The 24,990-nt window shown below is 56.5% G+C and carries 27 protein-coding genes; 18 read left to right on the top strand and 9 right to left on the bottom strand.

The features are described 5' to 3' along the window. Nucleotides 1-131: 131 nt before the first annotated feature. Nucleotides 132-401: a 30S ribosomal protein S15 gene (gene rpsO, locus ACRZ9U_RS14050; RefSeq protein WP_050605082.1), complete on the top strand. Its 270-nt coding sequence runs from the start codon at nucleotides 132-134 to the stop codon at nucleotides 399-401. 386 nt (nucleotides 402-787) lie between these two features. Here the strand turns inward: rpsO and ACRZ9U_RS14045 are convergent, their stop codons facing one another. Continuing rightward, the gene (locus ACRZ9U_RS14045; RefSeq protein WP_170408500.1) at nucleotides 788-2,035 is read right to left on the bottom strand and encodes an MFS transporter; all 1,248 of its coding nucleotides are present in this window, start codon (nucleotides 2,033-2,035) and stop codon (nucleotides 788-790) included. A 449-nt stretch (nucleotides 2,036-2,484) separates the two neighbouring features. Here ACRZ9U_RS14045 and ACRZ9U_RS14040 point away from each other — a divergent pair, with 449 nt between their 5' ends. Beyond that, nucleotides 2,485-2,694 (top strand): hypothetical protein, encoded by a 210-nt coding sequence (locus ACRZ9U_RS14040; RefSeq protein WP_170408501.1) that lies wholly within the window; start codon nucleotides 2,485-2,487, stop codon nucleotides 2,692-2,694. 116 nt (nucleotides 2,695-2,810) lie between these two features. On the opposite strand, the gene ACRZ9U_RS14035 is transcribed toward ACRZ9U_RS14040, so the two are convergent. Further along, nucleotides 2,811-4,412 carry a BCCT family transporter gene (locus tag ACRZ9U_RS14035; protein ID WP_170394697.1) on the bottom strand — a complete coding sequence of 534 codons (1,602 nt, stop codon included), beginning with the start codon at nucleotides 4,410-4,412 and terminating at the stop codon, nucleotides 2,811-2,813. Between the two features lie 268 nt (nucleotides 4,413-4,680). Here ACRZ9U_RS14035 and ACRZ9U_RS14030 point away from each other — a divergent pair, with 268 nt between their 5' ends. The 4 genes from ACRZ9U_RS14030 (at nucleotide 4,681) to pnp (ending at nucleotide 8,177) form a co-directional block, all read left to right on the top strand. Beyond that, a complete protein-coding gene (locus ACRZ9U_RS14030; protein WP_170408502.1) occupies nucleotides 4,681-5,034 on the top strand; it encodes a metalloregulator ArsR/SmtB family transcription factor in 354 nt (117 codons plus the stop codon). Further along, nucleotides 5,015-5,437, top strand: coding sequence for an SRPBCC family protein (locus tag ACRZ9U_RS14025; protein ID WP_170408503.1), 423 nt, complete (start codon nucleotides 5,015-5,017; stop codon nucleotides 5,435-5,437). The genes ACRZ9U_RS14030 and ACRZ9U_RS14025 overlap by 20 nt, the downstream gene beginning before the upstream one ends. After that, nucleotides 5,434-5,802 (top strand): DUF1761 family protein, encoded by a 369-nt coding sequence (locus ACRZ9U_RS14020; protein WP_170737213.1) that lies wholly within the window; start codon nucleotides 5,434-5,436, stop codon nucleotides 5,800-5,802. The genes ACRZ9U_RS14025 and ACRZ9U_RS14020 overlap by 4 nt, the downstream gene beginning before the upstream one ends. Nucleotides 5,803-6,026: 224 nt before the next feature. Continuing rightward, nucleotides 6,027-8,177, top strand: a complete 2,151-nt coding sequence (gene pnp / locus ACRZ9U_RS14015; protein ID WP_170394709.1) for a polyribonucleotide nucleotidyltransferase — start codon at nucleotides 6,027-6,029, stop codon at nucleotides 8,175-8,177. A 294-nt stretch (nucleotides 8,178-8,471) separates the two neighbouring features. Here pnp and ACRZ9U_RS14010 read toward each other — a convergent pair whose 3' ends face one another. Then, complete coding sequence (locus ACRZ9U_RS14010; protein ID WP_170394711.1) at nucleotides 8,472-8,972, bottom strand: helix-turn-helix transcriptional regulator; 501 nt, start codon at nucleotides 8,970-8,972, stop codon at nucleotides 8,472-8,474. Nucleotides 8,973-9,008: 36 nt separating this feature from the next. After that, nucleotides 9,009-9,548: a hypothetical protein gene (locus tag ACRZ9U_RS14005; RefSeq protein ID WP_170408505.1), complete on the bottom strand. Its 540-nt coding sequence runs from the start codon at nucleotides 9,546-9,548 to the stop codon at nucleotides 9,009-9,011. Between the two features lie 250 nt (nucleotides 9,549-9,798). Here ACRZ9U_RS14005 and ACRZ9U_RS14000 point away from each other — a divergent pair, with 250 nt between their 5' ends. Both ACRZ9U_RS14000 and ACRZ9U_RS13995 read left to right on the top strand, forming a co-directional pair. Next, nucleotides 9,799-10,428 carry a TIGR02466 family protein gene (locus tag ACRZ9U_RS14000; protein ID WP_170408506.1) on the top strand — a complete coding sequence of 210 codons (630 nt, stop codon included), beginning with the start codon at nucleotides 9,799-9,801 and terminating at the stop codon, nucleotides 10,426-10,428. 314 nt (nucleotides 10,429-10,742) lie between these two features. Then, the gene (locus tag ACRZ9U_RS13995; RefSeq protein WP_170408507.1) at nucleotides 10,743-11,738 is read left to right on the top strand and encodes a Hint domain-containing protein; all 996 of its coding nucleotides are present in this window, start codon (nucleotides 10,743-10,745) and stop codon (nucleotides 11,736-11,738) included. 39 nt (nucleotides 11,739-11,777) lie between these two features. Here the strand turns inward: ACRZ9U_RS13995 and ACRZ9U_RS13990 are convergent, their stop codons facing one another. Then, on the bottom strand, nucleotides 11,778-12,428 hold the full coding sequence (locus tag ACRZ9U_RS13990; RefSeq protein ID WP_170408508.1) for a peroxiredoxin: 651 nt from the start codon (nucleotides 12,426-12,428) through the stop codon (nucleotides 11,778-11,780). A gap of 218 nt (nucleotides 12,429-12,646) precedes the next feature. Between ACRZ9U_RS13990 and ACRZ9U_RS13985 the strand changes: the two genes are divergently transcribed. Further along, on the top strand, nucleotides 12,647-14,086 hold the full coding sequence (locus ACRZ9U_RS13985) for an aldehyde dehydrogenase family protein (protein ID WP_170408509.1): 1,440 nt from the start codon (nucleotides 12,647-12,649) through the stop codon (nucleotides 14,084-14,086). A 56-nt stretch (nucleotides 14,087-14,142) separates the two neighbouring features. Here the strand turns inward: ACRZ9U_RS13985 and ACRZ9U_RS13980 are convergent, their stop codons facing one another. Both ACRZ9U_RS13980 and ACRZ9U_RS13975 read right to left on the bottom strand, forming a co-directional pair. Then, nucleotides 14,143-14,577, bottom strand: a complete 435-nt coding sequence (locus ACRZ9U_RS13980) for a glyoxalase superfamily protein (RefSeq protein ID WP_170408510.1) — start codon at nucleotides 14,575-14,577, stop codon at nucleotides 14,143-14,145. A gap of 175 nt (nucleotides 14,578-14,752) precedes the next feature. After that, entirely contained in the window at nucleotides 14,753-15,604 is an 852-nt protein-coding gene (locus tag ACRZ9U_RS13975) for a bifunctional helix-turn-helix domain-containing protein/methylated-DNA--[protein]-cysteine S-methyltransferase (protein ID WP_170394731.1), read from the bottom strand. A 120-nt stretch (nucleotides 15,605-15,724) separates the two neighbouring features. On the opposite strand from ACRZ9U_RS13975, the gene ACRZ9U_RS13970 reads away from it, so the two are divergent. From ACRZ9U_RS13970 to ACRZ9U_RS13950, 5 genes are all read left to right on the top strand, one after another. Then, a complete protein-coding gene (locus ACRZ9U_RS13970; RefSeq protein ID WP_480902107.1) occupies nucleotides 15,725-16,174 on the top strand; it encodes a MarR family winged helix-turn-helix transcriptional regulator in 450 nt (149 codons plus the stop codon). Between the two features lies 1 nt (nucleotide 16,175). Continuing rightward, the gene (locus tag ACRZ9U_RS13965; RefSeq protein WP_170408512.1) at nucleotides 16,176-16,817 is read left to right on the top strand and encodes a cysteine hydrolase family protein; all 642 of its coding nucleotides are present in this window, start codon (nucleotides 16,176-16,178) and stop codon (nucleotides 16,815-16,817) included. A gap of 96 nt (nucleotides 16,818-16,913) precedes the next feature. Beyond that, the gene (gene nth / locus ACRZ9U_RS13960) at nucleotides 16,914-17,558 is read left to right on the top strand and encodes an endonuclease III (RefSeq protein ID WP_170737201.1); all 645 of its coding nucleotides are present in this window, start codon (nucleotides 16,914-16,916) and stop codon (nucleotides 17,556-17,558) included. Beyond that, entirely contained in the window at nucleotides 17,555-18,544 is a 990-nt protein-coding gene (locus ACRZ9U_RS13955; RefSeq protein WP_170408514.1) for an adenosine kinase, read from the top strand. Before nth ends, ACRZ9U_RS13955 begins: the two co-directional genes overlap by 4 nt. Nucleotides 18,545-18,626: 82 nt before the next feature. Further along, the gene (locus ACRZ9U_RS13950) at nucleotides 18,627-19,964 is read left to right on the top strand and encodes a serine hydrolase domain-containing protein (RefSeq protein ID WP_170408515.1); all 1,338 of its coding nucleotides are present in this window, start codon (nucleotides 18,627-18,629) and stop codon (nucleotides 19,962-19,964) included. Nucleotides 19,965-19,970: 6 nt separating this feature from the next. Here ACRZ9U_RS13950 and ACRZ9U_RS13945 read toward each other — a convergent pair whose 3' ends face one another. Next, entirely contained in the window at nucleotides 19,971-20,456 is a 486-nt protein-coding gene (locus tag ACRZ9U_RS13945; RefSeq protein ID WP_170408516.1) for an RNA pyrophosphohydrolase, read from the bottom strand. Nucleotides 20,457-20,593: 137 nt separating this feature from the next. Between ACRZ9U_RS13945 and ACRZ9U_RS13940 the strand changes: the two genes are divergently transcribed. From ACRZ9U_RS13940 to ACRZ9U_RS13930, 3 genes are all read left to right on the top strand, one after another. After that, entirely contained in the window at nucleotides 20,594-22,621 is a 2,028-nt protein-coding gene (locus ACRZ9U_RS13940) for an NADPH-dependent 2,4-dienoyl-CoA reductase (protein WP_170408517.1), read from the top strand. A 96-nt stretch (nucleotides 22,622-22,717) separates the two neighbouring features. Further along, a complete protein-coding gene (locus tag ACRZ9U_RS13935) occupies nucleotides 22,718-22,969 on the top strand; it encodes a hypothetical protein (protein WP_170408518.1) in 252 nt (83 codons plus the stop codon). Continuing rightward, entirely contained in the window at nucleotides 22,966-23,355 is a 390-nt protein-coding gene (locus ACRZ9U_RS13930; protein ID WP_170408519.1) for a hypothetical protein, read from the top strand. The genes ACRZ9U_RS13935 and ACRZ9U_RS13930 overlap by 4 nt, the downstream gene beginning before the upstream one ends. A gap of 26 nt (nucleotides 23,356-23,381) precedes the next feature. On the opposite strand, the gene ACRZ9U_RS13925 is transcribed toward ACRZ9U_RS13930, so the two are convergent. Beyond that, on the bottom strand, nucleotides 23,382-23,822 hold the full coding sequence (locus tag ACRZ9U_RS13925; RefSeq protein WP_170408520.1) for a DUF4399 domain-containing protein: 441 nt from the start codon (nucleotides 23,820-23,822) through the stop codon (nucleotides 23,382-23,384). A 228-nt stretch (nucleotides 23,823-24,050) separates the two neighbouring features. Between ACRZ9U_RS13925 and ACRZ9U_RS13920 the strand changes: the two genes are divergently transcribed. Further along, complete coding sequence (locus ACRZ9U_RS13920; RefSeq protein WP_170394766.1) at nucleotides 24,051-24,956, top strand: LysR family transcriptional regulator; 906 nt, start codon at nucleotides 24,051-24,053, stop codon at nucleotides 24,954-24,956. Nucleotides 24,957-24,990: the final 34 nt, after the last annotated feature.

Genomic DNA, 24,990 nt, shown 5'->3' with positions numbered 1-24,990 from the left:
CCTTTGCCATTTGCGGTGAATGCGCCTATACGCGCCCATCCGCATCGGAATCGGTGCGGTTTTCTCCATGGGCCTGTGCTGGACGACATCCCGGCCTGCGCCATCAACTCTAACCTTTAAAGGAGACCCCGATGTCGATTACTGCCGCTGATAAAGCACGCGTCATGAAAGAATTCGCAACCAAGGACGGCGACACTGGTTCGCCTGAAGTCCAGGTTGCTATCCTGACCTCGCGCATCAACACCCTGACCGAGCACTTCAAAACCCACAAGAAAGACAACCACGGTCGTCGTGGTCTGCTGAAGATGGTTGCTCAGCGCCGTAAGCTGCTGGACTATCTGAAGGGCAAAGAAGAAGCACGCTATCAGGACCTGATCAAAAAGCTGGGCATCCGCCGCTAAACGCGTTTTGTTCATGTTGTACAGGCGCTGAGGCCCTGTTCGTACAAATTGTACATCTTGTACGCCCGCCATTTGGTGGGCGTATTTGTTTTGGTCACTCTCTAATCCAGTGAACTGTGCGGCGCGCAGATTTCCCGCCATGTTCATGAGAGACGGCACACACATACCCGCGGCCCAAACCTTACCGCTACGCAAAGAAGCGCAAACTTTTTTAACTTCCTGTGAACCACTTCACTGAACGCGGTCAAAGATTGCGCCATTCTGAGGGTGTTAGTGAGTAGGCGCTTCTTTTGTTTCGAGCGTCAGGTTTTTCATAGTCCTCCCTTTTTTACTGGGCGTGCCTGTAGCGGGCGCGCCCATTTTCGTTCGGGACACACTGATGAAACCTACTTGCCTTTGGTATCAAGCGCCTGAACGCCGGGATGGCGAAACAGTTTCGCCATCGCAATCAATGCCAGTACACCGCAGATGACCGCGAGCACGAAAGGCATCCGCAAATTGATAGCCATGAGGGACCCGCTGAGGGCCGTAATGGTCCCGGAGCCCAACGCGTAGATGGCGACTGTCACACCCATGACCCAACCTTGCTCGGTTGGGCCGACGCTCGCGGAAAACAACGAAAGCATGGTCGGGTACATGATCGCGAACGCGATGGTTATCGGAACAATCAGGACATAGGTCAGATCGGCCATGGGGTTCAGCATGAAGGCCAATATCCCAAGTGCCATCGCTGCAATGGAGACATACAGAATCGGAAACTTTTTGTACCGCTCGTGCAGCGGCGCGGTGAGGTAGGCACTGCCAAAGGCCATGGAGCCTCCGAACACGGCGAGGGCCATGCTGTTTTGAAGCGTACTGAACTTGAACCGGGTCAGCAGATACGTGTCGATGAAGAAGAAAAACGCATTCAGGCACATCAGCGAGAACAACATGACGACCGAAAGCCGCAAAACGACCGGGTGCGAGAAGACTTTCCACAGGTTCAAAACAACATCTAAAAGCCCGAAGTCAATTTTTTGTCTTTTGAAACCGGGTTCGGAGAAGAAGAACAGAATCAGTGCCATGTTGATCAGGATCAGGGCAATGGCGACGTAGAAAGGCAGTTCCAGTGACGCAAATGACCCCATCAGGTTTTGGTCGCTGAGCAATCCTGAAATCAGTGGCCCCCCGAGCAGGCCCAGCGCGGATGCCGCAACAATCATCCCGAGGTTTTTTGATTTCTCCTGATCGTCATGGCTGATGTCGATCAATGCGGCCTGCGCAATGGGTTGGTTGGCCGTCGTAAACCCGGAAATGGCGCGCCCCAAAAGCAACAGCCAATAGCTGGACGTCATGATCGCGGCCACAGTCAGAACATAGCCGATCAGGGCACCGGTAAGGCAGATCATGATGCCTGTTTTACGCCCGATATAGTCCGACAACTTGGCGATGAAGGCCGCCCCGAAAAAGTAGAACAGAAAGAAGACGACAATCAGAATCGTATAGTCGAGCTGGCGGATATTCGTCGCTGTTCCATGTGCGAGGAAAGCCTGGTGTGGATCCAGCAGGATCGTGTTGAAAATCGGCACGATCAATCCAAAACCCATCACGTCAATGAAAACGACCAGCAACAGAGACAATCGTGAAAGGTTCATAACAGCTTCCTCATTACGGTCCCGGAATAATCCAATTTCAAAACGTCGAGGGGGCCGGCCACATCACAAGAAACACGCGCTGCGCCAAGATTTGCCCGGAGTCAGGGTATGAGCTCTTTTGTTTTCTGTCCAATTTGGCGCGGCGACGGGCGGTATCCGGGGGGCTGACCTTGGGTTTCGAATTGTGACGCCGCGTCGCGAAAGTCGGGCCCTAGGTTAGAAGGTTGACGTAAGCGTAAGAAGTGCCGTGATTTTTTTCCAAGCGGTCAAAAAATTGATGCAAACAGCAGATTTCTTCCCCCTTTCTCGGCACCCCATTTTTCCTACATGGACGGTGTCGCTGCGGGTTCACACTCACGGAAGTTGGTCTTTGAGCCCTTCCCTCAAGTGGCTTGGACCTGACCCGCAGCGGCAAGGATTTGATGACCATATGTTGCGGGAGTTGAATGATGCCATTGAAGACAATTCTGAGCCGGGTGTTTGCAACCAAGATGTCTGAGACGTCCAACGCCACAAATGCGCGGTCGATTTTGAATAATCCCTACGACCATAAGAAGGCAATTTCGAAGGTTGAGACAGCGGCGGTTCTTCGCGGGATCCTAGAAGATGAAAAGATGGAATATCCAACCCAAGGCAAACGCGAGGATTCGCTGCACTGACCGCCGTTTGGTACGCTCCCGACGACTGCTGCATGGGCACGCGCTACAGGGGCCGCTCCGGACCAAAAACGCCCGCCGAATTGGCGGGCGTTTCGGTTTTCTCAGGATAATCCCAGTTACATCTTGGCCTTTTCTGATTTAAGCGCCAGCCACAGGCAGTAGCACATGATCAGAACCACCAAGGTAAACGGAATTCCAGTCGACACCGCTGCCCCTTGCAAGGCAGAGAGACCTCCGCCCAGCAGCAGTGCGATTGCGACGAGGCCTTCAAGCGTGCACCAGAACACGCGTTGCACAACCGGTGCGTCCATCTTGCCGCCTGCCGTGATCGTATCGATCACCAGCGAGCCTGAGTCCGACGATGTGACAAAGAACACAACGATCAGGATCAGAGCGATCGGGGCAATGATGCCGTAAAGCGGCAGCTCTTTCAGGAAGCCGAACAGCGCGCCCTCGGGGGCATAGCTTTCGATCACTGTGGCGCGGACGCCCTCTGCTCCGCCTGCGTTCAGCATGTCAATTGCGGCGCCACCAAAGGTCGACATCCACAGGGCGCAAACCGCAGTGGGTGCCAACAAGGCGCAGATCACGAACTCACGCACCGTACGACCTTTGGAAATGCGGGCGATGAACATGCCCACGAAAGGTGACCACGCAATCCACCAGGCCCAGTAGAAGGTTGTCCAGCCGTGGAAGTAGCTGGTGTCTTCCCGACCGAACGGATTGGACAGGGCCGGTAGATGGGTCACGTAATCCACCATCACGTTGAAGTACCGTGCAATGGCGGTTCCGACACCGGTAACTACGATGACGAAGATGAACAGTCCTACGGCCATGATCATGTTGATCTCACTCAACCGTTTGACTCCTGCATCCATGCCCATCAGGACCGAGCCCAGTGCGATCATCGTAATGCCTATGATCAGCAGGACGGTGACGGTGGGGCTGGGTTCGATGCCAAAGACCTCATACAGCCCGGCGGCCACCTGTTGTGCGCCCAAACCCAATGATGTGGTCAGGCCGAAGAGGGTCGCGAATACTGCCAGAGTATCGATGATGTGGCCCCACCAGCCCCAGACGCGCTCGCCCAGGATCGGATAAAAAGCCGAACGCAGGGTCAATGGTAGCCCGAGATTATAGCTGAAGATTGCAAGCGCCAGACCAACGGCCGCATATACAGCCCAGCCTTCGAGACCCCAATGATGGATCGTGCCGACAATGCCGATGTATTCGTTACCCGGCACAGCGATATCGATGCCCAGCGGGCGGGCGTTGCCGTCTTCTGCAAAGTTGTAATAGACCGGCTCCATCACGCCGAAGAACAACAGCCCGATGCCGATCCCGGCCGCGAACATCATCGCGATCCATCCGGCGTAGGAATAGTCGGGTTTGGCGTCCTTGCCGCCGATCCGCACCTTGCCCACAGGCAAGATGATCAGCACCAGACAGAACAGGGTGATTGCGTCAACCGACAGCACCAGAAACCAGTCAAACGTGCTGGTCAGCCATGGCCGGAGCCAGCCAAAGAACGTGGCTGCGGATTCCTGATTTGCCAGCGCGATCAGGACGAACGCAAAGATCAGGATACTAGAGATCAAAAAGACCGGGTTATGGATGTCCAGACCGAAAGGCCGGACATTGTCCTGCCCCAGCTCATATTCGGTCTCAAAGTCATAAATCCGGGGATCCGGATCCAGCATTTTCTTGGTTTGTGCCATGCGTCTGCCCTTCTGTTCGCTACGTGCAAACGCCAAGGTATTTGACCGGCGGACGGAGGTGATATTCGTATTCCCTTGGCGCGTTTCCGTCGTTTCGACCGCAGGTATGGTGGTTTCAGCCTATACGGATACTAAATTTTCACCAAATATATTCGATTTCGCGAATAGTTAGGCGGTGGGAGCGACCGAATTAGCTTTCAGAGCTGCAAATATCCTGTTATTCAACCAAATGGTTGACTGAAGCAGAAAAGGCATGTAATTCATCCAAATGGTTGAACGAGAGAATCGCTATGACCTAAGCGCTATATTGAAGGCCGCGTCCGACCCAACCCGCCGCGTGATCCTAACGATGCTCGCGCAGCAGGGCCCCTTGCGGGTGACGGATATTGCGCAGCAATTCGATATGAGCCTCAACTCGGTGTCCAAGCACATCAAGGTGCTCGAGAATGCTGGGCTGGTGCGGCGTCGGACGGAATGGCGCGAGCATCTGATCGAGGTGCAGATGGCCCCCTTGTCAGCCGTGGATGACTGGTTCGCCGGGCTGCGTTCGATCTGGGCGCTTCGGCTGGACGCCTTGGAAACTGCTTTGGAGGACCCAGAAGATGACGGAACTGTCCCTTGAAATAACCCGCGCCATTCCGCACCCGCCGGAAAAGGTGTTTGATGCTTGGCTAGACCCGGAAATGTTGGCCAAGTTCATGCTGCCCGGTCCCAACATGTCAGTGCCCGAAGCTTATTCTGACGCCAAGGTAGGGGGCCGGTTCAAGATCATCATGCGCGCGCCCGAGGCCGGGGACCTTCCGCATGAGGGCGAATACAAAGTGATCGACCGGCCCAATCGGCTGCAATTCACTTGGAACTCTCCTTACAGTCAGGACGATTCCACCGTGACGCTAGATTTCACGCCCACCGATAAGGGTACTGAATTGCGCCTGCACCACATCCGCTTCCCTTCGGAAGAAAGCCGAGACAATCATGAAGGCGGCTGGACCCGGATCCTTGAAGTGCTGGAGGTCGCGCTGTGATCAACTGGCTTGCCCTTGGCGCGGGAGTCATCGCCGCCTTTCTGCTGGGCTGGCTGGTCTACGGACCTGTGGGATTTCAGAAACGTTGGGCCGAAGGTACTCGGATCGATCCGACACCGCCTGACACACCACCTCTGCCTCAACTGGCAGCCCAGATCATATTTCTGATCCTGCTGGCTGCTGTGATCGCCGTGACCGAGACCACCAATAGCCTTGGCGTTGCAGTTCTGGCCATCCTTGCGGTGGCTGCTCAGGCCGCATCGGTCGGGGCATGGGCGCAGAAAAGCGGCTTCGCCATCGCAGTCGACACCGGATATGCGCTGGGCTGCGGCGTGGTGATGATATTGGCGCACGCTATCCTTTGATACATCGGCCCCTGCCCAGCTTGGGCGGGGGTTAGGTAATCCCCTGCCCCCCAAAAACTCCCGACTTTCCAAAGCTTGCAAACTGATGTATGGGCCTGTCATCTGAGACGTTGTGCCCTGACCCCGGCACTCGAATGGAAGATAAAGTGGGGTCGGCGGCAATGGGGCCGCCATGCAAACCGGAGACCCGCAGGGGCGGGAGTGCTCCGTTCTAGGATACGCATATGTTTGATGTAACAAAGAAATCGATTCAGTGGGGCGAAGAGACGCTGACACTGGAAACCGGCAAGGTTGCCCGTCAGGCCGACGGCAGCGTGATTGCCACGCTGGGTGAAACCAGCGTCATGGCGAACGTGACCTTTGCCCGTGCTCAAAAGCCCGGTCAGGATTTTTTCCCGCTGACCGTACACTATCAAGAAAAATACTATGCCGCCGGTAAGGTTCCGGGTGGCTTCTTCAAGCGCGAAGCGCGCCCGACCGAGAAAGAGACGCTGACCGCGCGTCTGATCGACCGTCCGATCCGCCCGCTGTTTGTTGACGGCTTCAAAAACGAAGTTCTGGTGATGTGCACCGTGCTGTCCCACGATCTGGTCAACGACCCCGACATCGTTGCGATGATCGCGGCATCCGCTGCTCTGACCATTTCCGGCGCGCCGTTCATGGGTCCGATCGCCGGTGCCCGCGTTGGTTTCGAGGATGGCGAATACGTTCTGAACCCGACCGTCGACGACATGCAGGACCTGCGCCTGAACCCTGAACAGCGTCTAGACCTGGTTGTCGCCGGTACCAAAGACGCCGTGATGATGGTGGAATCGGAAGCGTACGAACTGTCCGAGGCGGAAATGCTGGGCGCGGTAAACTTCGCGCATGAGCAAATTCAGCCCGTGATCGACCTGATCATCTCGCTGGCCGAAGAAGCCGCGAAAGAGCCGTTCGAATTTGTCGCCCCCGATTACTCGGAGCTGTCCGCCGCTGTTTCGGCTGCCGGTGAAGAGAAGATGCGCGCCGCGTTCGCGATCACCGACAAGCAAGAGCGCACCGCCGCTGTTGCCGCGGCCCGTGAAGCGATCAAGGAAGCGTTGACCGAAGAGCAACTAGAAGACGGCAACCTCGGTTCCGCTATGAAGAAGCTGGAAGCTGGCATTCTGCGCGGTGACGTCGTCAAAGGCGGCAAACGTATCGACGGTCGTTCGACCACCGATATCCGTTCGATCGTCGCAGAAACCTCGATGCTGCCGCGGACCCACGGTTCTGCCCTGTTCACCCGTGGTGAGACTCAGGCATTGGCCGTGACCACGCTGGGCACCGGTGACGACGAACAGTTCATCGACGCGCTACACGGCAACTTCAAATCGAACTTCCTGCTGCACTACAACTTCCCCCCCTACTCGGTTGGCGAAGTTGGCCGCGTGGGTGGTCCGGGCCGTCGTGAGATCGGCCACGGCAAGCTGGCATGGCGTGCCCTGCAGGCGGTTCTGCCTGCGGCGACCGACTTCCCCTACACGATCCGCATCGTGTCGGAGATCACCGAATCCAACGGCTCGTCCTCGATGGCGTCGGTTTGCGGTGGTTCGCTTTCGATGATGGATGCGGGCGTTCCGCTCAAAGCACCGGTTGCCGGTGTGGCCATGGGTCTGATCCTGGAAGATGACGGCGAATACGCCATCCTGTCGGACATTCTGGGTGACGAAGATCACCTGGGCGACATGGACTTCAAGGTTGCGGGTACCGAAAACGGCATCACCTCGCTGCAGATGGACATCAAGGTTGCGGGCATCACGCCTGAGATCATGGAGAAAGCCCTGGCGCAAGCCAAGGACGGCCGGATGCACATTCTGGGTGAGATGGGCAAAGCCCTGTCCGAAACCAACGAATTCTCGGTCCACGCGCCGCGCATCGAGACCATGAACATCCCCACCGACAAGATCCGCGAAGTGATCGGCTCGGGTGGTAAGGTCATCCGCGAGATCGTCGAGGTTTCGGGTGCCAAGGTCGACATCAATGACGACGGCGTCATCAAGATCGCGTCGCCCGACGGTGAATCGATCAAGAAGGCCTATGAGATGATCCACTCGATCGTGGCCGAGCCGGAAGAAGGTCAGATCTACACCGGTAAAGTGGTCAAGATCGTCGACTTCGGTGCCTTCGTGAACTTCTTTGGCAAGCGCGACGGTCTGGTGCACGTGTCCCAGATCGAAAACCGACGCCTGAACCATCCGTCGGATGTTCTGAAAGAAGGTCAGGAAGTAAAGGTCAAACTGCTGGGCTTTGACGATCGCGGCAAGGTGCGCCTGTCGATGAAAGTTGTCGATCAGGAAACCGGCGAAGAGATCGTTCCCGAGAAGAAAGAAAAGAAAGAGGAAAGCGCAGAGTAATCTGCCTCTTTTGCAAGAACGAAGGCCCCGGTAATCCGCCGGGGCCTTTTTCTTTGGGCGAATGACGAGTGCCGTAGCGATGCTGTGGAATGTGCCGACCATCAGCTGGTGCTGGGGCAGGCTTCAATTTAGATGAGGATACAGTTTTAATCGCTGAGTGCATTGCCCTGAAACAGAGCCTCGCAACCACTTAAAACGTTGGCTTTACAGCCCCGAGGCATCTACTTGGGCGTTCTTTTCTACTCATTGCCGATAAATGAATGAATTTACGACGATATCCGATCGTTTCTTGGTTTATTTCTTTTCTTCGATCAAAAGCTCTTCTATGAGCGCGCCCAACAGTTGCGTCCTCGATTTGACCTTGGCTTTTTTGTAGATTGAATTGTTCTGGGACTTGATTGTTCCCTCGCTGGTCTCGCGCAGTTTAGCTATTTCTGCGAGGGACAGGCCCTTTACGGTGAGAAGTGCAACATCTCGTTCCGCAGCACTAAGGCCCCAACGGTCGAACTGTAGTTCCAGCATTCGAAAAAACTCGCCTTGAGCCTTCCGCAGGTTCTGTTTGACTTCTTGGTGACGTCGCAAAAACAGCCTGTGGCTTTGCCAAATCAAAAGCCCCCCAAGAATAAACCCAAATAGGGTGATGAGAGCCGTGATTTCATGGACCACCCAACTCGCGGAAAAAATGTAGTACCCTGTTATTTCGCCAATCAATTCGATCACAAACGTCAAAGCAGAGATCGCATATACAGCGATCCCCGCTTTGAACATGGCTTCTTTTTTAAACCATTTGTTCAAACCCCAATCTCGCTTGGGCTCAAGTTGGAAGCTGAATTAATCATCGTCGCCTTCGTCATCCCCTTCGCCATCGTCACCTTCACCGTCGCGCTCGCCATCGTCGCCTTCGCTATCGCGTTCGCCGTCATCGCCTTCGCTATCGCGTTCGCCATCGTCGCCTTCGCTATCGCGCTCGCCATCGTCACCTTCGCTGTCGCGCTCGCCATCGTCACCTTCGCTATCGTTTTCCCCATCGCCTTCGTCATCGTCACCTTCGTCATCAAATCCTTCGTCGTCATCTTCGTCGTCATCTTCGTCATCAAAATCTTCGTCGTCATCTTCCTCATCGTCGAACTCATCGTCTCGCTCTGAACGATCCCGAACGATGGTTCCGTCTTTCCCCAGCACCACTTCTCTCTCGATTCCAGGTCCAGTCGCTTCAAAGCGAAGATTCCCAAACAGCGTGTTGGTTATTTCGATTCGTTGGAAACCTTGTTCTGTGAGTTCGTCGATGATGTCTTGCTTGGTGGTTTGCGAAAGCGCCGTGGTGGCCATCAGAACGAAAGTTGATGTCAGACCGATAGTTTTCTTGTTCATGTTCCCATCCTCAAAGGAATTGCCAATTGAACTAAAACATCGGCGCTTTGCGATGGGAATATAACTTAGGTTGGTTAGGCCAGACTTGAACCAAAGAACTATATCCTCAACGGTACTGGGTAATGCGCGCAATGTGCGGGAACGTGGATTTGGAGAGCGCCGAAAAATTTTTCAGGAGCAAATTCCTGAATTTGATCTCGGACCGATCTGAATTTACAGCCATGTAGTTTTTGAAGGTGACACCGAGGATATGCCCGAAGCCAAGAAATTCGAAAAGCTCTTCTCTACTCCAATGATGCGATTTGTGGTGCCTAACAGTGCAGCGCTTAATGCGGCGATTCTGTTTGAGGCCGAAAAGATGCGTGAGGAAGACGAGGGTGCCTCAAAATCCAATCGCGGCGGATGGCACTCAAACGGAAACCTCTTTGATCGCGATACGCCCGCTATTCAGAATTTGCGAGACGCAGCCGAAGATGCGGTGTTTCAAATAACGCGAAAGGTCTCCGACAAGGTTGAACTGGATAAACTTCGCCTGAAACTGTTCGGGTGGATAAACGACAATCCTTCCGGCGGGTACAATGCGCCGCATACTCATCCCGGCGCGCATTGGTCTGGAGTGTACTATGTTTCTCAACCCGAGATCGAAGAAGGTTCGTCTGGAATGATTGAGTTTCTCGACCCCCGAAACGAGTTGCCTCACTGGCGCATACTTCAGGCGAGTGCGTTTCGGAACAAAAAGAAGCTGCGCCCGGCAGCAGGCGAAATGATCCTTTTTCCATCCTATCTGACCCATTGGGTCCACCCAAACCAAAGTAAAGAAAGCCGCGTCACGGTTGCCTTCAACGCAACCTTTCGACGTCCAAAATCGGATCCCACTTAATCGCCTCGAGATACGCAGCCTCTGTGGTATCGAACATCAAGGCAATGTTTCGCCTGGTCAGCGCAGTCAGCGCAGCTTTCAGTTTCCATCAGAAGCTACAATCCTTGGCAGCGAGACCGCGTTCAACTGACGTATCCGATCCCAACCACCGCCTCGGCAGGCGTGCCCACAGTCGATCCAACATAGCCAATCTGCCTTTTTCGATCAGTGCCGCTTTCGAGCCCTGCACGTCACGGTAAACGATATGTTAACACTTCTAAGTTGAGTTAGCTCAAAGTTAAGGAAATCCAAATCATCTGGGAAGTCGCCGCGCTTTGGCCTCTATCACCATCTTTGAGATCGACGGAGATCCGTTTGGCAACCCCAGTGTGACGGTGACCCAGGGGTTTCAGGTCACCATTACTGATGATGATAATTTTCTCGAAAATCCGGACAACAACGGCAGCCAACAGTTCGATACCCTCCCAATCCACGGGCTGAACAACTCCGGCAGCTTTCAGATATTTGAAGGCTACAGCGCGACGGTCGGAGGTGCACCGGTCACCTACACACTGCTGCAATTCTCGGGTACGCAATACATCGTTGTGACCTCGGGAAACGTTGCTGTTAACGATGTACTGACAGGCAACTCACTGGCCCAGAGTACTGCACCTGCGGTCGAATATGATAACCTTCCCAGCTTTGTCTGCTTTACTTCGGGGTCACATATTCTGACACCGTCGGGCCAGCGTCTGATCGAAGAAGTCAAAGCAGGCGATCATGTGATCACCGCAGATGGCACCGGTCGGGCCGTGCGCTGGGTGGGTCGGCGACGGCTGAGTGATGCGGACCTGAGACAGACCCCTAAGCATTGCCCGATCCGGATCAGTGCGGGCAGTCTTGGGCCGCAGACACCATCGCGAGATCTGCTGCTGTCACCTCAGCATCGGGTTGTCGTGTCCTCACCTGCATTGGAATTGCATCATAGTCACCCGATGATGTTGGCGACGGCCAAGTCTCTGCTCAACGGCAAGTCTATCACGCAAGTTCCGCCAAGCGGGGGCGTCGAGTACATTCACATTCTATTCGACCAGCATGAGCTGGTGAATGTCGAAGGATTGTGGTCGGAATCGTTTTATCCCGGCGGATATACGCTGGACGCGATGAGCAGTGCAGTGAAGGAGGAACTATTCGAGCTGTTCCCTGAGCTTCATTCCGACACAGGCGGCTATGGTGATACGGTGCTGCCGGTTCTGAAACCGTACGAAGTGCAGATGCTGCGCCCGGAGCTATCTGCCCCTTGCGGCGCAACCTCGGCGTTTGCGCATTAGAAGAAGGCGGGGGCTTTCGCCCCCTGCCCGTTGATCCGATTACGACGGCGCTTTGGTTTTGCGCAGATAGGGGAAGATCGTCTCGAACTCGCCGAACTTCTCTTTTGCCTCATCGTTGGAGACCGCAGGTGGAATGATCACATCCTCACCCGGCACCCAATTTGCGGGGGTTGCCACGCCCTTGGCGCTCATCTGCAGGCCATCCAGCGCACGCAGAATCTCGGCAAAGTTGCGGCCCACGGTCATCGGGTAGGTCATGGACAGTTTCAACTGCTTATCGGGTCCGATGATAAAGACAGAGCGTACAGTTGCGCTGTCGGCAGGCGTGCGGCCGTCGGGCAGATAGGCCTCGGCCGGCAGCATGTCGAAGGCTTTGGACACAGCCAGACCGTCATCGGCGATGATCGGGAAGCCGGGGTTGGCGTTGCCATAGGCCTCGATATCTTTTTTCCACTTCTTATGATCTTCGACACCATCGACCGACACGCCGATCACTTTGGTGTTCCGCGCCGCCCATTCATCGTTCAGCTGCGCAACTGCCGAAAACTCGGTCGTGCAAACAGGAGTGAAGTCCTTGGGGTGTGAGAACAGGATGGCCCAGCTATCGCCAATCCAGTCATGAAACTGGACGGTGCCCTGATCTGTCTCTGCGGTGAAATTCGGGACCGTATCATTGATGCGCAAACCCATTGGGAAACTCCTTTCCTGTGAAAAATCGCGAGTCGATTGCTGCCAACCTAATCACTTTGCGCAGAGGTTAAACCATTCATGTTGCGCTGTCAGAAGATTCAGTAGGTAGATAATTTGATCAAATTATGTTTTACCCTTGCCCGACACCCGGGTGGGTGACAGAGTGCGAATGAAAACCGACCGTTCGGTCGATTGATTCCTGATCCGGAGGATGAGCCATGATCGAAAAACGCGATTTCTATATCAACGGCAAATGGGTCGCCCCATCAGAGCCGAATGATTTCGAAGTGATCGACCCGTCGACCGAAGAACCATGCGCGGTGATCTCATTGGGGTCAGAGGCTGACACTAACGCAGCGGTCGCCGCGGCCAAAGCTGCTCTGCCTGGTTGGATGGCAACCCCGGTGGTCGAGCGCATCGCTTTGGTAGAGAAACTGGTCGATATTTACGCCACCCGCTCAGAGGATCTGGCCCAGGCGATGTCGATGGAGATGGGTGCACCCATCGAAATGGCGCGCAGCCAGCAATCGGGCGCGGGGATCTATCACCTGAAAAACTTCATCCGTGCCGCCAAGGCGTTCCAATTCGAACGTCCGTTGGGCGATCATGCGCCGAATGACCGGATCATCTATGAAGCGGTGGGTGTGGCAGCCCTGATCACCCCATGGAATTGGCCGATGAATCAGGTCACGCTCAAAGTCGGGGCCGCCGCGATTGCGGGCTGCACGATGGTTCTGAAACCGTCCGAGCAAAGCCCGCTGAACGCGATGATCTTTGCTGAGATGATGGATGAGGCTGGCTTCCCGGCTGGTGTTTTCAACCTGGTGAATGGCGATGGCGTGGGCGTGGGCTCTCAGCTCTCGGGGCACGCAGATGTTGATATGGTCAGCTTCACCGGTTCGACCCGCGCGGGCACTGCGATTTCCAAGAATGCGGCGGATACACTGAAGAAAGTGCATCTGGAACTGGGCGGCAAAGGGGCCAATGTGGTCTTCGCCGATGCCGACGAAAAGGCGGTAAAACGCGGCGTCCTGCACATGATGAACAACACCGGTCAAAGCTGTAACGCGCCCAGCCGGATGCTGGTGCAGCGTCCGATCTATGATCAGGCGGTTGAGACAGCCGCCGAAGTGGCAAACAAGGTCACCGTCGGCAGTGCCGCCGAAGAAGGCCGACATATCGGACCGGTGGTGAACGAAGTGCAGTGGACCAAAATTCAGGACCTGATCCAGAAAGGAATTGATGAGGGCGCGCGTCTGGTTGCAGGCGGCACGGGTCGGCCAGAGGGGCTGAACAAGGGCTATTATGTGCGCCCAACGGTTTTTGCCGATGCCAATAACCAGATGACGATCGCGCGCGAGGAGATCTTTGGCCCGGTTCTGACCATGATCCCCTTCGATACCGAAGAAGAAGCCATCGAGATTGCCAATGACACACCTTACGGGCTGACCAATTATGTTCAGACCCAAGACGGTGCACGCGCCAACCGAATGGCTCGCGTCTTGCGGTCGGGCATGGTTGAGATGAACGGCCAGTCGCGCAGCGCTGGGTCCCCGTTTGGTGGGATGAAACAGTCCGGCAATGGCCGCGAAGGCGGGGTTTGGGGCTTGGAGGACTTCCTTGAGGTCAAGGCCGTCGGGGGCTGGGCTACCGAATAACCCGGTTTTGGTGGTATCAAAATGTGAGGCACCCTAAGGGTGCCTCGCTTTGTTTCTTAGGCAGGTCGGACGATAAGCTGCGGCTCTCCGTCCGACGTGTGACGGGTGGATCGACCATCCCAGCCAATCTCACCTGTCACCCGCTGGCGAAGGGACGAAAAACTGTCGAACCGGACCACATCTACGGGCACGTCGAACTGCAGGGTCACCCGGCGATGTCCGCCATCCCCAATCATGGTCAGACCGCGGATTTCGGCGGTGAAGGGCTGACCCAGATATCGGCCCTCAACCCGGTCACCAACGCGCAACTGCACTCGATTTCCTGCCATTGCGTGCAACGTGTTCCAATCCCGCGCACCGAGTTGATGCGCCAACAGTTCCAGCGCCTCGCTATGCGATAGCTTCACTCCGGCGTCCTGCAGGCGTTTGCGCAGGCGTTTTGCCTGCTCTTTCAGCTCCGCAACCGGAGCGATGTTCTGAGTATGTGTCATGGTGTGCCTCGTTTCCTGAAACGGGCGCGAAATCTGGACGGGGTTCGCATTGCCATCCGCGCGCCTGGAAAGGGCAACAGATGTGATTCAATCGGGTTTCACCAAAGCCTAAGGCCGCGAACGGCAGGGGACCCGAACCTGCCGTGCATATGGCAACGACGCGCCAGAATGTCAATCAGGCGTCGGCCTGCGCCGCCTCATAGGCCAGCATGGCGCGCTTGACGGGCAGTCCCCAGTGGTAGCCACCCAGGCCGCCCGATTTGCGTAAGGCACGGTGGCAGGGGATCAGCCAACTGACCGGGTTGCGCCCAACTGCGGTGCCTACGGCGCGCACCGCTTGGGGTGAGCCGACCCGCTGCGCGATCTCGGAATAGGTGGTGACCTGCCCCGAAGGGATGTGCATCAGCGCTTCCCATACCTTGATCTGCAGTGGTGAGCCGATCAGGTAGAGCGGGGTCGGCTCCAACCGGTCGCTGGCCGCACCGAAGGCGCTGAGCACCCAAGGCCGCAGGCGCATCGGGTCCTCGACAAAATCAGCATTGGGCCAACGAGAGATCATGTCTTCCATCGCCGCCTCCTCGCCTGTCTCGGCCCCAAAGGCGATTCCACAGATTCCCTTGTCAGTTCCCATAACCAGCGCAGGGCCAAAGGGGCACTCGAACCAGCCCCAGTAGATCGTGAGACCTGCGCCTTTGCGGGCATATTCACCGGGGCTCATGGATTCCCATTTCAGGAACAGGTCATGAAGCCGCCCACTGCCGGACAGCCCCACATTATGAGCGGTTTCCAGCGTGGTGAAACGCTCGTGCAACAGGGCTTTGGCATGGCCGAGAGTCAGGTATTGCTGGTATCGCTTCGGCGAGACCCCGGTCCAGCGTGAGAACAGACGCTGAAAGTGGGCAGGGCTCATATCCATCTGGCGAGCCAACTCATCAAGACTGAGACTCTCTCCGCCTTGATCGATCAATTCGATCGCGCGCCGCATGACGTTATAATGATATCCGCTTTCTGCTGTCTGGACGTTCATCAGTCACCTCATCAGTTACAGGAACAGTAACTTGCCCCTGTCGATCTTGCGACCCGGAACCTGCGCTTTATCTTGTCAACTGAGTTGACGAATCAAATCGATTTCTCCTACCATTCAGGTATGGGACACAGGTTGGATCAGCTTTATCAGGCAGTTCAGGCCACCCGGCCTTTGCTGCGGAACATCACGGCAGCAGTTGAGCAGGGCAGCCAGCGCAAAGGCGTGACCGTCGGGCAACGTGCCCTTTTGGAAGGTCTGTCGCTATCTCCCGGCGCGACAGCCCCGATGCTATGCGCCGAGCTGCAGCTGAAACGACAATATGTCTCGCGCATCTTAAAAGAGTTGATGGGTGCACAGCTGATCGAAAGCCAGCCCAATCCCAAACGTGCAGGCACCTACTGCTACCGGCTGAGCCCAGCGGGCGAAGAGACGATCACGGCTATCAGAGCGGATGAGATGGCCAAGCTGACACGCTTTGCACAGGATTTTTCTGCGTCAGAGCTTGTCGCCTATCACAAGGTTCAGCTGGCCCTGACCCGCTATTTCGCAGAACTCGCCAGGGAGGCCTGACATGACCGTCCTTTGGATAATGGCGGCAAGCATCATGATCGCCGTTTTGTACATCCTCTTGCAAATCCGAAAGATTGGCACTCCGACAACCGGACCCAAAATAGACCTGGCATCGCGGCCTGAAACGGCGCTGCTGGTGATCGATATGCAAACAGATTTTACCTCGATACCCACATGGGATGACGCGCAAATTGAGGGTGCGTTGTCGACGATCCGGTCAACGACGGACAGCGCCCGCCAGTCTGACTGGTCCGTGATTGCCATCCGTCATGAATTCAAGGGACGGCTGGCGAACTTGCTGAACGGGTGGTTCAATCAGGGGCGCGGCAACGCAGGTTCCGACGGAGTTGGGTTGGATCCGCGTCTTGCGCTGAATCCCGATGCCGAGTTTGTAAAATCCGTAGGTGACGCCTTTTCTTCGCCGGGCTTTGAACGGTTCCTGCAAGACAAACGGATCGGAACGCTGGTTCTGACAGGGTTGGACGGGTGTCATTGCGTGAATAAGACCGCGCAGGGCGCGCTCAATCGAGGATATCGGGTTCAGATCAATTCGGCAGCCGTTCTGGCGGCTGATCCGAACCGGTGGCAGGGGATCAGGGATCAACTTGCAACGGCGGGGGTGGATTTCCGACTGCAGACGTGAGGCATAGGGATAAATCGACCAAGACCCGCGCCTAGGCAAAATCAAAACGCACCTTTTCAATTGCGACCGCTTGTCTGGCAGGGCATTAAGGCTCGGATGGCCAAACAACTCGGATACCACAAGATCCGCGAGATCTTTACGCGTTTTCACGACGCCGACCCTGAACCCAAGGGCGAGTTGGAGCATGTAAACGTCTATACTCTGGTCGTTGCCGTCGCACTGTCAGCGCAGGCGACCGATGCCGGCGTCAACAAGGCTACGCGCGCGCTATTCAAGATCGCCGACACGCCGCAGAAGATGCTGGAACTGGGCGAAGAAGGTCTGATCGAACACATCAAGACCATCGGCCTGTTCCGCCAGAAGGCCAAGAACGTAATCAAGCTGAGTCGCATTCTGGTCGAAGACTATGGCGGTGAGGTGCCCAACTCCCGCGCGGCGCTTCAATCGCTACCGGGTGTGGGGCGCAAGACAGCCAATGTTGTCCTGAACATGTGGTGGCGATATCCGGCGCAGGCCGTGGACACGCATATCTTTCGCGTCGGCAACCGCACCGGCATCTGCCCGGGCAAGAATGTGGACGCCGTCGAACGCGCCATCGAAGACAACATACCGACCGACTTTCAGCTGCATGCGCATCACTGGCTGATCCTGCATGGCCGCTATCACTGCAAGGCACGCAAACCGCAGTGCCCGACCTGTATCATCCGCGATCTCTGCGAATTTGAGGACAAGACTCTATGAAAACCTACCAACTGACCGGCATCGGAAACGCCGTTGTGGACGTGATTTCCCAAGCCGATGACAGTTTCCTTGAGCTGATGGGCATCGAAAAGGGTATCATGCAGCTGATCGAACAGGAACGCGGCGAGGTACTGTACGCCTCGATGGAAGGCCGGGTGCAGACTCCGGGTGGCTCGGTTGCCAATACCATTGCGGGTGCGGGTGCACTGGGTCTGGATTCGGCGTTTATCGGGCGGGTGCATGATGATGCGCTGGGCCGTTTCTATGCCGATGCGATGAACGAAGACGGGGTGGATTTTGTGAACCCGCCGGTGCCGGGGGGCGAGCTGCCAACCTCGCGTTCGATGATCTTTGTCTCACCGGATGGCGAGCGGTCGATGAACACCTATCTGGGTATTTCGTCCGAGCTGTCTTCTCGGGATGTCTCGGAAGACGTCGCGGGCAACAGCCAGATCATGTTCCTCGAGGGCTATCTGTTCGACAAGGAAAAGGGCAAGGCGGCATTCCTGGAGGCCGCGCGCAACTGCCACAAGGGTGGCGGCAAGGCGGGCATCGCCATTTCTGACCCGTTCTGTGTAGAACGGCACCGGGTCGATTTCCTGCTGCTGATCGAGAATGAGCTGGATTTTGTAATCGGCAACGAGGCCGAAATCAAATCGCTGTTCGAAACCGACGATCTTGAAGAGGCGCTGGCGAAAACGGCCGAGATTTGCCCTCTGGTCGTCTGCACCCGGTCTGGCGACGGGGTGACCGTTCTGAACGGCGACGCGCGCATCGACGTACCAGTTGAAAAGATCGTCCCCGTGGACGCGACCGGCGCGGGCGATCAATTCGCCGCCGGGTTCCTTTATGGCATGGCAACAGGCCGCGATTACGAGACCTGTGCGCGGATCGGCAATGTCTGTGCCCGCGAGGTGATCAGCCATATCGGCCCGCGCCCTGAGGCGAACATGCAGGAGTTGCTGCAGGTTGAGGGATTGCTCTGATCCCGCGAAACGCAACGTAACGCTGGTGCGTCACATTTCGGAATGGCTACCCTTTTTTTGGATGTAAGGGGGGAGCCAATTCATGTTGGGCAGAGCACTCAGGATCACCGCAGGAACATTGGCGTTGGGGCTTGTGGCCGGCGTTGGGTACCTGCTGATCTCTCCGCCCGACCTGTTGCGAGTCGGGACCAACTATTCTGCCAAGATCGTCTGTTCTAACGTGTTCATCGCCAGGCGGGATGCGCAGGAGGTACTGGCGGTTGATGTGCAGGCGCCCGGGCATCCGTTGCTGAAACACGTCTCGGTCTCGGTAGACCCCGAGGCGCAATCAGTATCCGCAAAGCTACTCGGGATCTTCGCCCCTGCGACCAGCCAATATCGCGAGGGGCTTGGATGTGCGAATACGCATGAGGCCCAACCGGTCAACGCCCAGCTAAACACTCTGCCCGCGCTGTCTGATGCACTTTGGCCGGAAGGCACCACCGTGGCCCCAGCGCAGAACTCCAAATTGGCAATGGTTCTGTCGGACCCGACCATTCTGGGAAAGGGCTTCCGCGCCGTAGTTGTGGTGCATGATGGCCGGATCATTGGTGAGGCTTATGCGGATGGATTCGACGAAAATACCCCTCTTCTGGGCTGGTCAATGACCAAAACCATAACCTCTGGATTGATTGGAACGCTGATAAAATCCGGTCAGATGAAGTTGACGGATACACTGGTCGATTCATTTCCCGATTGGGCAGAGGACAACCGGCAGCACATTACCGTCGAGGATATGTTGACCATGTCCAGCGGCCTGCGATGGAACGAAGGCTATGGTGACGTCTCGGACGTGACTCGGATGTTATATTTGAGCGACGACATGGCGGGGTTTGTCACTTCGCTTGAGGCCGAGGCTGAGCCAAATACTGAATTCAACTATTCGTCGGGCACATCCACCGTCTTGGCGCGGGTCTGGCAGGATCAGGTCAAAGATGACAGCTTGTCCTATCCGCAGCGCGCACTCCTGCTGCCACTGGGCATGACCTCGGCCATACTTGAAACTGATGTTTCTGACACCTTTGTCGGCTCAAGCTATATGTACGCCACAGCGCGGGATTGGGCACGATATGGGCAATTCCTGCTGCAGGGCGGCACATGGGACGGGCAGCAAATTCTGCCCGAAGGGTTCACTGACTGGATGTTCGAACCGGTTGCTGTCTCGGGCGGGGCATATGCCAAAGGTCACTTGTGGCGCGACGTGCCGGGTGGAGAACCCCCGTTCGAAGATGCGGTCTGGATGGCCGGACATGATGGGCAATCGGTCGGGATATTCCCTTCGCGTGATTTGGTGATCGTGCGATTGGGGCTTACACCGTCCGATACCGGTTATTCCCCGCTGCCGCTGGCCAAAGCGGTGATTACGGCGCTTGGTTCCTAACCCGAACTACCCGAAATGCGGCTGAAACGCAGAAAGCACCTGCTGGTAGACGTCCTTTTTGAACGGCACGATCTCATCGACCAGCCGCGTCGTGGTCTGCCATTTCCAATGGGTGAACTCGGGGTGCTCGGTGGCGATGTCGATCTGATCATCCCGGCCCAGAAACCGCATCAGGTACCATTTCTGCTCCTGCCCGCGATACCGGCCCTTCCAGATTTTCGGCACAATGTCATGCGGTAGGTCATAGGGCAGCCAGCCGTCGGTCTCGGCGATGATTTCCACAAGATCAGCGGTCACTCCAGTTTCTTCCCAAAGCTCGCGCAGGGCCGCATCGCGCGGGTCTTCGCCCTTGTCCACGCCGCCCTGAGGCATCTGCCAGGCGTCCTTGTGGCGATCATTGCGCTGACCGACAAAGATCAGACCCTCGGCATTCATCAACATCAGTCCCACGCAGGGGCGATAGGGCAGTTTGGCGATTTCATCAGGGGTCATGCGCGGCCTCGTGATTAAGCTTTGCTGCGTCTCTAGCAAGCGCCGCAGTAAAGGCAAAGGGAATGACGTTAGGTTTCGCGTGACAAAGGTGACGCGAAGGTCAATCTGACGGTCAAAGTCGGGAGGGAGAGTTTGCCATGACTGCGTACCCAAACATGTTGGCCCCGCTGGATCTGGGTTTTACCACGTTGAAGAACCGCGTGCTGATGGGCTCGATGCATACCGGTCTGGAAGAGACCGGCGACTGGATCCGTGTCGCCGAGTTCTACGCGGATCGCGCGCGCGGTGGTGTTGCTTTGATGGTGACGGGTGGGATTGGCCCGAACCTTGAGGGCTCGGTGCTGCCCGGGGCCTCGATGATGACCAATGATGAAGAGGTGGCGAACCATTCCATTGTGACCAAACGTGTGCATGAGGCAGGCGGCAAGATCGCGATGCAGATCCTGCATGCGGGGCGCTATGCCTATGGTCCGAAATGCGTTGCCCCCAGCCCGGTGAAATCCCCAATTTCTCCGTTTCCGCCGCATGAGTTGGACGAAGAGGGTATCGAGAAGCAAATCAGCGACATCGTCAACGCGGCTGTTCTGGCCCAACAGGCGGGCTATGACGGGGTCGAGATCATGGGGTCCGAGGGGTATTTCCTGAACCAGTTCCTCGTGACCCACACCAACAAGCGCGAGGATCGCTGGGGTGGGTCATACGAGAACCGGATGCGTCTGCCTATCGAGGTGGTGCGCCGCACGCGGGAAGCCGTGGGGAGCGATTTCATCATCATCTATCGCCTTTCGATGATTGATCTTGTGCCCAATGGGTCGACCCATGACGAAGTCGTTGAACTTGCGCAGCGGATTGAACAGGCCGGGGCAACGATCATCAACACCGGTATCGGTTGGCATGAGGCGCGGATTCCGACGATTGCCACCAGCGTTCCCCGTGCAGCGTTTGCGTGGGTTACCAAGAAGCTGATGGGTAAAGTCGGGATTCCAGTGATCACCTCGAACCGGATCAACACGCCTGAGGTTGCCGAAGAAGTTCTATCGACCGGTTGCGCCGATATGGTGTCTCTGGCGCGGCCCATGCTGGCCGACGCGGATTTCGTGAACAAGGCGATTGCGGATGAGGCCGCGAAGATCGCGCCGTGTATCGCATGCAATCAGGCCTGTCTGGACCACACTTTCAGCGGCAAGCTGACCTCATGCCTGGTCAATCCGCGCGCCTGTCATGAGACCGAATTGGTGATCGGCAAGGCCGAGACACGCAAGACAGTGGCCGTTGTCGGCGCTGGCCCTGCAGGTTTGTCCACCGCGATGACAGCTGCCCAGCGCGGCCATGATGTAACCCTGTTTGATCGCGCCGCCGAGATAGGCGGGCAGTTGAACATGGCCAAACAGGTGCCAGGGAAAGAAGAGTTCTGGGGACTGGTCGACTGGTATCGCACCATGATGGACGACCTAGGCGTGACGGTCGAACTGAACCGCGAAGTCAGCGCAGATGATCTGATCGGTTATGATGAGGTGGTCATCGCCACCGGTGTCACTCCTCGTGATCCACAGATTCCCGGCCAGGATCGGGACAATGTGCTCAGCTACATCGACGTGCTGCGCGACAAGGCCAAGGTCGGCAGCACCGTCGCCGTGATCGGGGCCGGAGGCATCGGGTTCGATGTCTCCGAATTCCTGCTGGAAGACGGTCACAGCCCAACCACGGACCTTCCATTGTGGATGAAGGAATGGGGCGTGACCGACCCCGCAGAACACCGCTCGGGCCTGGCCCCCGAGGGCCCGCAGCCCGAAGCACCAGCACGGCAGGTCACGCTGCTGCAGCGCAAGGCGCAGCGTCACGGCAAGGGGCTGGGAAAGACAACGGGCTGGATCCACCGCGCGACATTAAAGATGAAGGACGTCAGTTTCGTTGGTGGTGTGAATTATGAGCGCATCGACGAGGACGGCCTGCATGTCAGCTTTGGCGAAACCCGCGATGATCCAACCGTCATCGCAGCCGAGTCGATCGTCCTATGTGCCGGGCAGGTCTCGGACCGGTCGCTGGCGGATGAGCTGATCGAACGTGGAATGACCCCGCATGTGATTGGTGGCGCAGATGTGGCAGCCGAGCTGGACGCCAAACGTGCGATCAATCAGGGCACACGTCTGGCGGCAGCGTTCTGACGTTGTAATGCCAGTGCGCTGGAGAAAGCCGCCCCGGAAGAGGCGGCTTTTTTAGTTCCTCTTGACTCAAGTGGTACTTAAGTACATAGGTACCACATGAGTCAGAATATAGAACGCACCCAAACAGGAATTCGAATCGAGAAGCGACTTTTGAAGGTTCTCAAAGGGCTGGCAGAATCGCTGGACATGACCCTTGGCGACCTGATTGAGGGCATCGCGCTGCACAGCTTTGAGAACAAGCCAGCCTTCTCTGAAGAGACGCTGAAGAAGATCAAACAGCTCAAAAGTGTCTACGACTTCGATTGGACAGCTGAAGACAGCCACCGTTTCAAGGAGGATGAAGAATGAGCGCATCGCGATACGCCGACGTCACCATCGCATTTGAAGCACACGCAATCGACAACGCAACGTTCGGACACGCCAAACATGTGCAAGTCGCTTATGACCTGCTACGCAAGTATGATTTCATCGATGCCGCAGCGATCTACGCCAAGGGTATTCGCGCGTTAGCAGCGAACGCAGGCGCACCGGACAAGTTCAATCTGACAATCACCTACGCATTCATGAGCCTTATCGCAGAGCAGTTGGCCAACACGCAAGCTACTGACTTTAAGAGTTTCGCACAGGAAAACTCCGACCTGATGGCCAAGTCAGTACTCAACCAATGGTATTCTGCGGAACGTCTCAACACGCAGCTTGCCCGCGATATATTCCTGCTGCCTGCCGCCGCATAATCGTGTTTTGCGGCGAAGGTGAATTGTTACTCAACAGTGATCGTAATCACCTCGGACACAATGGGCGTCGCATGAGGGACGTGGCCTGCATCCCCAAGCACCAGCTGCAAAGTATGCTCACCCGGAGCAAGTTCCAAAGTCACCTCAGTCTGACCGCCACCGAAATGAATGTGATTGTCGTCTGCGGGCAGACCGTATGACAGTTCGTCCGCACCGTCTTCTCCCTGCCCAAGTGGTGGGCGATCAATCAGGAGGTGATGGTGCCCTGTATTTTCCTTGTCGGTTCCTGCAGGGGCAACGCCCATGCCGCTGAGGCCAAAGACTACGATCACAGGTGATTGCACGGTGTCCCCGTCAGACAGGTTGACGAAATAGACCTTCGCATCTGGATTCGATGGTGTTTCCCCTCCGGCCCACGCAAGGCTGGCGATCAGACACAGGGTAATGACAGCAAATAGGGCTTTCATAGTCTCCTCCGTGGTCACAAAAATGCCATTCTCATCATAGCACGATTGGAAAAAAGTCCAGAAAACGGGATTTTGTATCGAAAGGCATGGTCCGCGGCATATAGGCCCGGGCGTTTCCTAGTTGCAAACGATCCGATTCAAAACCCTGATATTATCCCATGTCTGCCCAGTTCTTGCCCAGATTGATCGCGATAAAGAGACAACGAACGGAAGACCTGGGGAACGAGAATGGATCGACTAACTGAAATGGAGGCCTTTTCCAACGTGGTGGACCAGGGTGGTTTCACCGACGCGGCCAAGAAAATGGGCATCTCCAAATCAGCCGTGTCTAAACACGTCTCGAGCCTCGAGGCGCGGTTGGGGGCAAGGCTATTGAACCGGACAACGCGCCGGGTTTCGCCAACCGAGATCGGGTTGGCCTATTATGATCGCGCCCGTCGCGTGCTGAACGACGCAGGCGAAGCGGATGCGCTGGTGACTTCGATGCAATCTGCGCCTTCTGGTCTGCTGCGGATCTCTGTGGCAACAGATTTTGGCGTCAATCACCTGTCGCCGGTCCTGTCGGACTTCCTGTCGGCCTATCCGGACATCACCGTGAACATGGTTCTGAACAACCGCTATGTTGAGCTGATTTCCGAAGGCTTTGACGTGGCCGTGCGCATTGGTGAGCTGGAAGACAGCACGCTGCGCGCCCGTAAGCTGACCGAAACAGTGAAACGCATGGTCGCGTCGCCGAGATATATCGAGCAGTTTGGACGCCCGCAGAAGATCGACGATCTGAACGAACACAAACTGCTGCATTACTCCAGCCAATCCTCGGGCAGCGTGTGGAAGCTGACGGCGCCTTCGGGCGAGAAGCGTCAGGTCCGCACTGCTGGCTGGCTGAGCGTAAATGATGGGCAGTCGCTGCTGAACGCCGCGATCTCGGGGCTTGGGATCGCGCATCTGCCCAGCTATCTATATGCCGAAGCACTGAAATCGGGCGAGGTGGTAGACGCCATGCCATCGCTGCCGGATGAGGTTCAGGGCGTCTATGCGGTCTACCCGCCGGGCCGGTTCACCCAGCCCAAGGTGCGGGCTTTCATTGATTTTCTTGTCGAGTCCTTTGCCGAAAAGGGTCCGATGGATTGGTAGAATTCTCCCTGTGGCACCTAAACGGCCCGTGCTG

Source organism: Ruegeria sp. D7 (assembly GCF_056534355.1).
Note: the sequence above shows the minus strand (reverse complement) of the source record. Positions and strands in the feature narration are given on the sequence as shown.